Source organism: Neisseria sp. P0001.S005, assembly GCF_051963715.1.
Genome location: NZ_JBQCTZ010000129.1, coordinates 1 through 10,029, shown reverse-complemented (window position 1 = coordinate 10,029; position 10,029 = coordinate 1). Strand labels below are relative to the sequence as shown.

The following is a 10,029-nucleotide window of genomic DNA, read 5'->3' as shown; positions in this document are numbered from 1 at the left end:
GCCCTCAACAATACCGAAGCGCGTACTTTGGTGGATGCCGTAGCGAAAAAAGACGCTTCGACTTGGCAGTTTGGCGGCGAAAGCAACACCTTGACCGGCCTGTATTTCCGCGGTTACCAACTTGATGCGCGCCAATTCAGCGTCAACGGTTTGGCAGGCATGTACGGCACGCAAGGCACAGCCAGCGTGCAAGTCGGCTCCGCACAACTGATTAAAGGCGCGTCCACCGCCGTAAACGGCATGGACCCTGAAGGTGCGGTATCCGGTTCCGTCAATATCGAAACCAAAAAAGCCGCCGATGAAGGCAACCGCAAAATCGGTTTGGGCTGGTTTAGCAACAACCGCGCCCAAGGTACGTTCGACTTAGGTCAACGCTTCGGCGAAAACAAAGAATTCGGCGTACGCGCCAACGGCAAACTGCGCCACGGCGATACACCACGCCACGGTTACAGCGAAGACAACAAAGAATTTGCCTTGAATGCCGACTACCGCGGCGAAAAACTGCGCGTGGCGTTCGACTCCATCTACGCGAAACGCAAAACCAACGGCGGCCGCGCGCGTATTCAGGATATTCAAAACGCCAACGGCCACTTGTTTGACGCGCCTGAAGGCAAAGTGAATCTTGCTCCGAGCTGGCAGGCTCAAAACACACGTGGTCAGACCAATATGCTGACTTTTGAATGGGATGAGTTTGAAAATGCTCAAATTACAGGCGGCATCGGCTACAACGATGCCCGCTATTACGGTAATTTCGCCTCTCCGACCGTTACAAGCAGTGGTTTGACCTACAATTCAGGTCGCGCGCGTTTGACCGACCAGCGTTTTAAAACGCTCAGTATGAATCTGACTGCACGCGGCGAATTTGAAACCGGTCCGGTAAGCCACAACTGGAGTACCGCATTTGACCGCATCGACCGCAAACGCACTACTTATCAAGGCGTACGTCAAACGAAAAGCGAAGAAATCTATCCAAGTCTGGATATTCCAACCCAATTGGCAAAATTGGATTCCAACTTAGGAACGGCATGGAGTGCAACGCCTTCATTGGATACCGTGATTAAAGTAAACAGCTTGGCGGTATCTGACACACTTGGTTTTGCCGACAACAAATACCGCCTCACTTTGGGCGGACGTTTCCAAGCCGTCGAGCAGAAAAACAAATTAAACGGCCGCAAAGCGGATGCGAGCCGTTTTAGCCCGATGTTGATGGCGGCATGGGTTCCACAGCCTGATTTGGTGGTTTACGGAAACTATATGGAAGATTTGGAGCCGTCCGACATCCGTACCGATGACGACGGTCATGTAACGATGGCAGATCCGCGCGTCAGCCGCCAATTTGAAGTCGGCGTACGCAAAAACTGGGGCGATTTTGTAACGACGCTGAACGCATTCCAAATCAAACGCCCGGGCTACTGGCTCGGCAAAACGACTTCAGGTACTGATTTCGCAGCGCGCAAAAATGCAGGCTTGGCTTATAGCGGTTCCGAGCAAGGCATGGAGCGCAGCCGCGGTATCGAGTTCAATACCTATGCCAACTTGTTGAACAAAACCCTGCGTCCGACTTTCGGTCTGATGTATCTGCAATCAACCGTAAAAGATTATCCGAATTTCGCCGATAATTTGGTTAACGGCGTACAAGTCGCCAATCCGCGCGTAATTGCCAAAGCAGGTTTGGAATGGGATACACCGTTTGCCAAAGGCTTGACCTTGAGCAGCAATGTTCAATACTTCGGCAAGTCTTACCAAGACACGCAAAAACAATACGCCTTCCCATCCTATACCTTGGTTGATGTAGGCGCGCGTTACAAAACCAAGCTGGGCAAAAATACTTTGACCGTCAGCAGCTCGGTGGAAAACCTGTTCAACAAAAACTACTGGCAGGTACAACGCGGCCAATACGACCGCAGCTTCGCCGTCGTCGGCATGCCGCGCACTTACTGGCTGAAAGTGGAATTGGATTTCTAATCTGATTTCGGTTTGACCGTAATAGCAGGCCGTCTGAAAGGGAATGATAAAGAGCAAGAATTTGGTTTTTATCCCTTTTCAGATGGCCTGATTTGATTGCCTTATGTTTTTGCTTGAAAAATCTTACATGTTTTTTATGGATTTCACGCGAAACAAGGTTAATATTCCATTTTCACAATACATCATTCGAGAAGACATATGAAAAAATCCATCAAACTGACCCTGTGCGCCCTCGTACTCTCACTTTCCGTTCAAGCACAAGCGGTTACCCATGCAGTGATTGAAACCAATATGGGCAACATCCAACTGGAGTTGGATGAAGTCAAAGCGCCGAAAACCGTGGCAAACTTTGTCAATTACGCCAAAAAAGGTTTTTACGACAACACGATTTTTCACCGCGTTATCGACAATTTTATGATTCAAGGCGGCGGATTTACCGAGAAAATGGTTCAAAAATCCACCGATAAAGCCATCACCAATGAAGCATACAACGGCTTGAAAAATAACGTCGGCACCATCGCCATGGCGCGCACCGGCGATCCGAATTCAGCAACCAGCCAGTTCTTTATCAATACAGCCGACAACGACTTTTTGAATTTCAAAAGCAAAACCCCTCAAGGCTACGGCTATGCCGTTTTCGGTAAAATTACTTCCGGCATGGACGTCGTCCGCAAAATCAGCAAAGTAAAAACGGCGACACGCGGCTTCCATCAAGACGTTCCAACCGAAGCCGTGATTATCCGCAAAGTCAGCATCAAATAATTTTGATTGTTTGAACCCAAACAACAGGCCGTCTGAAACATTCAGACGGCCTGAATTTATTTATTTGATAATAAGTAGCAATTTAGGCGATAATTCAGCATCTACAATTTAAGGAGTCGATTATGCAAACCCGCCTGCCTTTTTTCGGCGTTGTCCGTGTCAGCGGTGAAGACAGAGCTTCATTTCTTCATGGTCAATTATCCAACGATATTAATAATTTAGCTTCCGGCCAGGCATGTTACGCCACATACAATACACCTAAAGGCCGTGTGTTGGCGAATATGTTGGTCGTCAATCGCGGAGAAGATTTACTGTTGGTCATGGCTCAAGACCTGACCGAAGCCATCGTCAAACGCTTGAGAATGTTTGTCTTGCGTGCAAAAGTCGTCTTCGAGCTGATGCCTGATTTAGCAGTCAGCGGCGAGTTGGCAGACAATGCAGAACCTCATCCTGCTGCCGAACCTCAACTGTCTTTCCCTGCTCAAATTCAAGAAAACACCGTAGAAATTGCCTTGCCGCACACAGGCCGTCTGAAAATTTCATCAGCCGAAAACGCAGCCGAATATCAAGCAGAAGCCGAAAACGCATGGAATCTGCACGAAATCCGCAGCGGCTATCCGTGGATTTGCGCCGCAACCAAAGAAGCGGCTGTTGCCCAAATGCTCAACCAACACATCATCGGCGCAGTCCATTTCCGTAAAGGCTGCTACCCCGGCCAAGAAATCATCGCCCGCGCCCAATACCGAGGCCAGGTCAAACGCGGTCTGGCCGTATTAAGCGGCGATTCTTTGGAAGCCGCCGGTATTGCCGTCAAAGTCGGCGAGGAAGAAGCAGGCGTTATCCTCAATACGGCACTCACAGAACAAGGCAGCCTCAGCCTCGCCGTTATCAAGTTTTCCGCAGCAGAAGCAGCATTGACCGATGCAGACGGTAATGCTTTGAAACAGGAAGAATTGTTTTTTACGGTTGAGAAAGATTGATGTTAGATGATTGAATAAAAAGTTTAAATTTAAGCATTAATCAGCTTTAAATGAAAACAGAAAGGCCGTCTGAAAATTATTTTTCAGACGGCCTTTGATATTGAGTTTTGTTGGTATATGACCCAAGCAGCGTTTGCTGCCGACTGAATTACGGCATGGTTTGGGATCATTTGGTAACAACAAAAACCGCGTGCGTGCGTACCGCACACACCCTACACCTCAATCTTAAGGTTTGCGTCGCCCGCAGTGGTAGGGTGTGTGGTCTAGCCACGCACGCGGTTGACAGGGGTGCGGGCTACGGCTTGCTGAAAAGCAAACGGCGCATCAGAGCTGGTTAAATATCGTAAGTGCCCATCGCCAAAGCACTCGCCAACACATGACCCTGCATCGCAAAGTGCAAATCGTTGAAACGGAAACCCTACGGCAGATTGAGCTTGGTGTCGAGTGCATAGACAATCAGCTCGTAGCGGTGGCGGCAGTTGGGTGGCGCCATGCCGCCGTAGGTCGAAGCCTCTTCGATGCTGAGTTTGCCCAGCACGCTCGCCCAACTGTTCGCGCCCTACACATAATCGGTGGCGGCGATGCTGTCGTTTTCCGCTACAGATGTGCGCGTCAAATCGGCAATCAGCCAATGAATCCACACAAAACCGCTGGCGGTAATTGCGTCTTTGTCTTACAACACCACGGCAAACGACTGCGTACCCTCCAGCGCTCCGCTGATTTCAAAGGGAATCGAATAAGTCGGCATGCCGTTTTCACTAAACTGACTGCCGCGCTTGCCGTATTTATCGGCAAATTCGCCGTTGATGATGGCGGAGGTGGTAACTTGCATGATGGTTCTCCTTTGTTTTCGGGTTGAATTAAATACTTATACGTATATTATGGTTTTTTATATTTTTCATAAATTTCTAATTTGTACTGTTCAAGAGATTCTACAATAAATTTAGATATTTGATTCTTACTCATCGTTGAATTATTGGTATCTAGTGTAATTGCTGCTAAATTTAAGATTAATTCATCATCAGAGCTGTTTTTGCTTGGATTAGAAAATTCAAATAATAGACGACAAGAGCCAGAAATTCCAAGCTCTTCATTTGTAATGTCGTAATCACATTGAATACTGAAAATCTTGATAAATGGATGGATTGATTTATCTCCCATAAAGAAAGTTGAATGAAGTTCTTTTCCTTTTATTTTCATGTCATTAATTTTCTTCTGCATCCATTCTATATTTCCAGGTAAATCATCCATAGTTTCGTCAGGAGAGAAATGGATGTCTTTTGTATCTTTAAATTTTAAATTTGTGTATTTTACATTTTGTGATAAGTCTTTTAAAAATAATATTCTAGACTCATTTGTAAAATCAGAAAATTTAATAGCAACGATATCTTCATCTTTATCAATATAATCATTATCTTTGAAGTTTTTTATAATTGCAGATGATACTTTGTTTCCAAAATCCATTGTTTCTGGTGCAGTATGTGTTAGTGATATCGTTAATAAATTGGTTTGTGAATTTTTTTTAATTTCAATTCTACCGGTACGCCTAATAGAGTTCTCTCCAAGATTCCTCACAGGATCTTGTCGTTCAATTTCAAAATCTAACAGCATGTGATTAGGGTTGTCATGTACAGTAGTGAAATTTGATAATTTAGTAATGGTAAAAGTTCCAAATTTATCATTAAATACATTAGAGTAATTAATATCATCAGGGATGCAATCAATCAGATTTTTATCTGATTTCCATTTAATGGTTCTTGTTTTAGATTTTTCTGACTCTTCTTTTGTTTTAAAGTTCTCTTTTAATTCATCAAACTCGGCTGGAGATAAACCTGTTTTTATTAAAATAAAACTTGTAACTTCTTTGGCATTAGATAATGTAAAGACACCTCTAGACCTAAGAATATTTTTAATATCAATATTTCCGATCTTAGGCTGTCCAAAGATTTGCCTTAAGAAATCTCTTGTTGGGAGTAGTACTTCTTTATTTTCATTTCTATTATTGCTCATTAGTTAAACTCCGGACGTTAGGACGATAAGATTCCACAAAGATTTTTCTTGAAATAGTTTCATTATTTAACTGACTTTTAATTTTATTTATTTCACTAAGTTCATTTATTGATGGGTTGTTGTCGAATAAGAATAAGTACTTGGAGCTAATGTCTCCCGTATACTCTCGTGCTGCTGAAATCAGTTTTTTTAAAGTATCTTTATTAAATTTATCGTTATATGCGAAGCAGAAAATGTCTTGTTCCTCATCTGTTTTTGCTTTAATGATAAATGGTATTAAAGGAGATGTTAAAAATTCAACAGGGAAAATTTTCCCTGATCTTGAAATATTAATATCACCATAGTTTAAAGCAGTTTCAGGATAGTAATAATAAATATTTTCAGGATTAAACTTACCTCGTAAATACATTAATACATCATACAAAAAGGAGATTCTTTCATTGTCAATTAATTGTATGGTGTTGAATTCAAATTCATCATCTAACTGAATGTTAGATACTCTTGAAACTACGTCTTTATATGTTGAGTCATTACTTGACAACCAAAATAGTACGCCAGTATCTCTACTTTTAGTTGCTCTATCAAAACTCTGCTGTTGCTCATTTTTCATTTCAGAATATTTATAACATTCTAAAGTTTTAGCTAATTCATATATATATTCTTTAAATTTACTTTTAGGACTGCTGGCATATGCTTTTTCGGTATGCTTAACAGAGATAATGACATGTTCTACGGTTGAACTCTCCAGTGGACTTAAGTATGAAAATAAAAAATCAATACCGTGTGTTTTTCTTTCGCCAGTTTTGGAGTTTTGAATTGCGTGTTTTCCTGACTTTTGACAAGCTAAAGATTGTTGGCTTATTGGTGTCCAACCTAATAAACGGAAAAAATTTTCAGCAATATTTTCGCCAATTTCTCCAATTTTCTTAGAGTGTTCTCCCATTATGTATTCCTTTCTTTCATAAATGAGATATGCTATTTATTTCAGTGGTAAGAGCTTGGGTTGTATCCCGATCTACGGCAAGCAAATAGGAGGGTTGGGTCTTGATCCAACATTTTCATGTCCGACAAAACTTGTTGGGTCTTGACCCTACCTACGCTAAACGAGGTCTTTCAGACGGCCTCTCTGCACAGAAGGCAGCCTGAAAACGAGCTACGCAGGTTTCTGCGAAGCCAAAACCTTTCAGACTGCCTTTCTTCCCATCAAGCCAGCTTCGCGTTAACCCAATCTTTCACACTCTCAATCATCGCGGGCAGTTTCTCCACATCGCTGCCGCCGGCTTGTGCCAAGTCGGGGCGGCCGCCGCCTTTGCCGCCGATTTGTTCGGCTGCAAATTTGACCAAGTCGCCGGCTTTTACTTTGTTTGTCAGCGGTTTGGATACGCCTGCGCACAGGGAAACTTTGCCGTCGTTGACTGCGGCGAGCAATACGATGGCTTGTTCTGATTTGCCGGTCAAGTCGGTTACGATTTCGCGCAGGGCTGCGGCATCGGCTTCGATTTGTGCGGCAACGAGTTTGGCTGCGCCCAAGTCTTTTGCATCGTCCAAGAGTTTTGCGCCTGCGTGGACGGCGAGTTCGGCTTTGGCGCGTGCCAATTCTTTTTCCAATGCTTTGACGTGTGCTGCTCCTGCTTGGATTTTCGCCAGTACGTCTTTTTCGGTTTGAGCTTTGGTTTCGGCAATGATGTCTTTAACCAAGCGTTCTTGCTCTTGCGCCCATTTGAGTGCGTTCAGGCCGGTGATGGCTTCGATACGGCGCACGCCTGCGGCAATACCGCCTTCGCTGATGATTTTGAAGAGGCCGATGTCGCCGGTGCGTGAAACGTGTGTACCGCCGCACAATTCGGTAGAGAAACCGCCCATTTGCAGTACGCGTACTTCGTCGCCGTATTTTTCGCCGAAGAGCATCATGGCGCCGGTTTTTTGGGCATCTTCCATGCTCATAATGGCTGCGTTGACGGCAACGTTGGCCAAAATGGCTTCGTTGACGCGGCGTTCTACTTCGGCGATTTCTTCGGCAGTTACTGCTTGAGGATGGGAAATGTCGAAACGGGTGGATTCGGCGGTAACCAAAGAACCTTTTTGTTCAACGTGTTCGCCCAATACATCGCGCAGGGCTTTGTGCATCAAGTGGGTCGCGCTGTGGTTGCGCATATTGGCATTGCGGATTTCGTCATCCACTTTGGCAGTAACGCTGTCGCCGACTTTCAGACGGCCTGAAGTTTGTACGCCGAATTGACCGAATACGGCCGCTTTGATTTTTTGGGTATCGCGTACTTCAAAGCGGTTTTCGCCTGCAAAGATATAGCCGACGTCGCCGACTTGACCGCCGGATTCTGCATAGAACGGTGTAAAGTCGATAACGATGGCACCTTCGTCGCCTTCGTTCAATTCGTTGACTTGCTCGCCGTCTTTGTAGAGGGCGAGGACTTTGGATTCGGTTTGGCGTTCGCTATAACCTTTAAACTCGGTGTCTTGACCTTCGTAAGGAAGTTGGGCGTTGGCTTTGAAGCTTTGTGCGGCGCGTGCGCGTGCGCGTTGGGCTTCCATTTCGCGGTTGAAGCCGTCTTCGTCCAGTTCGATATTGCGTTCGCGGCAGATGTCGGCAGTCAAGTCGTATGGGAAACCGTAGGTATCGTAGAGTTTGAAGATGATTTCGCCGTCGAGTTTTTTACTGCCTTTAGCCAACGCGTTTTCCAATAAAGCCATACCGGTTTCCAGAGTTTGGGCAAAACGGCTTTCTTCGTTTTTCAACGCTTCTTCGATTTGAGCTTGTTTTTCTTTCAATTCCGGGTAGGCATCGCCCATCTCTTTGACCAAATCGGCCACCAGTTTGTGGAAAAATGGTTTGCTTTGACCCAGTTTGTAACCGTGGCGCACGGCGCGGCGGATAATGCGGCGCAATACGTAGCCGCGGCCTTCGTTGGAAGGCAATACGCCGTCTGCAATCAGGAAGGAGCAGGAGCGGATGTGGTCGGCGATGACTTTTAGGCTTGGTTCTTCCATACTGAAAGGTGCGCCGGTTTCGCGGGCAACGGCTTTGAGCAGGTCTTGGAACAAGTCGATTTCGTAGTTGCTGTGGACATGCTGCATGACGGCGGCCATGCGCTCCAAGCCCATGCCGGTATCAACGGAAGGCTTAGGCAGCGGATTCATATTGCCTTGTTCGTCGCGGTTGAACTGCATAAATACGCAGTTCCAAATTTCAATCCAGCGGTCGCCGTCTTCTTCAGGGCTGCCCGGAATGCCGCCCCAGATTTCTTCGCCATGGTCGTAGAAAATTTCGGAGCAAGGGCCGCAAGGGCCGGTGTCGCCCATTTGCCAGAAGTTGTCGGACGCGTATTTCGCGCCTTTGTTGTCGCCGATCCGGACGATGCGCTCGGCAGGCATGCCGATTTCGTTCAACCAGATGTTGTAGGCTTCGTCGTCTTCTGCGTAAACGGTTGCCAAGAGTTTGTCTTTAGGGATATTCAACCATTCCGGGGAAGTCAGGAATTCCCAAGCGAAGTGGATCGCGTCGCGCTTGAAGTAGTCGCCGAAGGAGAAGTTGCCCATCATTTCGAAGAAGGTATGGTGGCGGGCAGTGTAGCCTACGTTTTCCAAGTCGTTGTGTTTGCCGCCTGCGCGTACGCATTTTTGCGCGGTAGTGGCGCGGTTGTATGGGCGTTTGTCAAAGCCGAGGAATACGTCTTTAAATTGGTTCATGCCTGCGTTGGTAAACAGCAGGGTCGGGTCGTCGTGTGGCACGAGCGAGGAAGAGCGGACGATGGTGTGGCCTTTAGATTCAAAAAATTTCAGGAATTTTTGGCGTAGTTCGGTGGTTTTCATAATGTCTCGATAAATTTTTTACAAGGATTTCAGACGGCCCGGACGGCGCGTTGCGATTAAAAACGAATGGGCGTTATCTTACCGCAAAACCATATTTCAAGCTATCGGCAGAAAGGTTTTAACGTCGCTTTCAGACGGCCTCAAGCGGGACGATATCTTTTAACAATGAAGCCTATCCGCTTGGGCTTGCCTGCTTTATAATGCCTCTCTATTTTCAACCGGATACGCAAGGAATGATAATGACCAAACATCTGCCCCTCATCGTACTGACTGCGCTGGCACTGGCCGGCTGCGGCGGCTCGGACAAAACTTCTGCCGACAAGGCGGCTCAAACCGATAATCAAAAGGTATTGAGCATTTACAACTGGTCGGAATATGTCGATCCCGAGACGGTTGCCGCGTTTGAAAAAAAACACGGTATCGCAGTAACTTACGATGTATATGACAGCGATGAAACGCTGGAGAGCAAGGTGTTGACCGGCAA

At 46.1% G+C, this 10,029-nt stretch carries 7 protein-coding genes and 2 pseudogenes; 5 read left to right on the top strand and 4 right to left on the bottom strand.

What is annotated here, in order from left to right; genetic code table 11:
• From ACTHSP_RS13935 to ACTHSP_RS13920, 4 genes are all read left to right on the top strand, one after another.
• Positions 1-1,965, top strand: a 1,965-nt coding sequence (locus ACTHSP_RS13935; protein WP_440346303.1) for a TonB-dependent receptor, incomplete at its 5' end; no start/stop codon positions are given.
• Between the two features lie 198 nt (positions 1,966-2,163).
• Positions 2,164-2,727 (top strand): peptidylprolyl isomerase, encoded by a 564-nt coding sequence (locus ACTHSP_RS13930; protein WP_440346302.1) that lies wholly within the window; start codon positions 2,164-2,166, stop codon positions 2,725-2,727.
• A gap of 122 nt (positions 2,728-2,849) precedes the next feature.
• Entirely contained in the window at positions 2,850-3,707 is an 858-nt protein-coding gene (gene ygfZ / locus ACTHSP_RS13925) for a CAF17-like 4Fe-4S cluster assembly/insertion protein YgfZ (protein WP_440346301.1), read from the top strand.
• Positions 3,708-3,814: 107 nt separating this feature from the next.
• On the top strand, positions 3,815-4,045 hold the full coding sequence (locus tag ACTHSP_RS13920) for a hypothetical protein (protein ID WP_440346300.1): 231 nt from the start codon (positions 3,815-3,817) through the stop codon (positions 4,043-4,045).
• Here ACTHSP_RS13920 and ACTHSP_RS13915 read toward each other — a convergent pair.
• From ACTHSP_RS13915 to alaS, 4 genes and pseudogenes are all read right to left on the bottom strand, one after another.
• A pseudogene (locus ACTHSP_RS13915) lies at positions 4,042-4,539 on the bottom strand (YbhB/YbcL family Raf kinase inhibitor-like protein). The gene ACTHSP_RS13920 and the pseudogene ACTHSP_RS13915 overlap by 4 nt on opposite strands.
• A 47-nt stretch (positions 4,540-4,586) precedes the next feature.
• Complete coding sequence (gene gapS4b, locus ACTHSP_RS13910; RefSeq protein WP_440346299.1) at positions 4,587-5,717, bottom strand: GapS4b family protein; 1,131 nt, start codon at positions 5,715-5,717, stop codon at positions 4,587-4,589.
• Positions 5,707-6,660, bottom strand: a complete 954-nt coding sequence (gene gapS4a / locus ACTHSP_RS13905) for a GapS4a family protein (RefSeq protein WP_440346298.1) — start codon at positions 6,658-6,660, stop codon at positions 5,707-5,709. The genes gapS4b and gapS4a overlap by 11 nt, the downstream gene beginning before the upstream one ends.
• A 260-nt stretch (positions 6,661-6,920) precedes the next feature.
• Positions 6,921-9,545, bottom strand: a complete 2,625-nt coding sequence (alaS, locus tag ACTHSP_RS13900; RefSeq protein WP_440346297.1) for an alanine--tRNA ligase — start codon at positions 9,543-9,545, stop codon at positions 6,921-6,923.
• A gap of 239 nt (positions 9,546-9,784) precedes the next feature.
• Here alaS and ACTHSP_RS13895 point away from each other — a divergent pair.
• A pseudogene (locus ACTHSP_RS13895) lies at positions 9,785-10,029 on the top strand (polyamine ABC transporter substrate-binding protein); the annotation flags it as partial.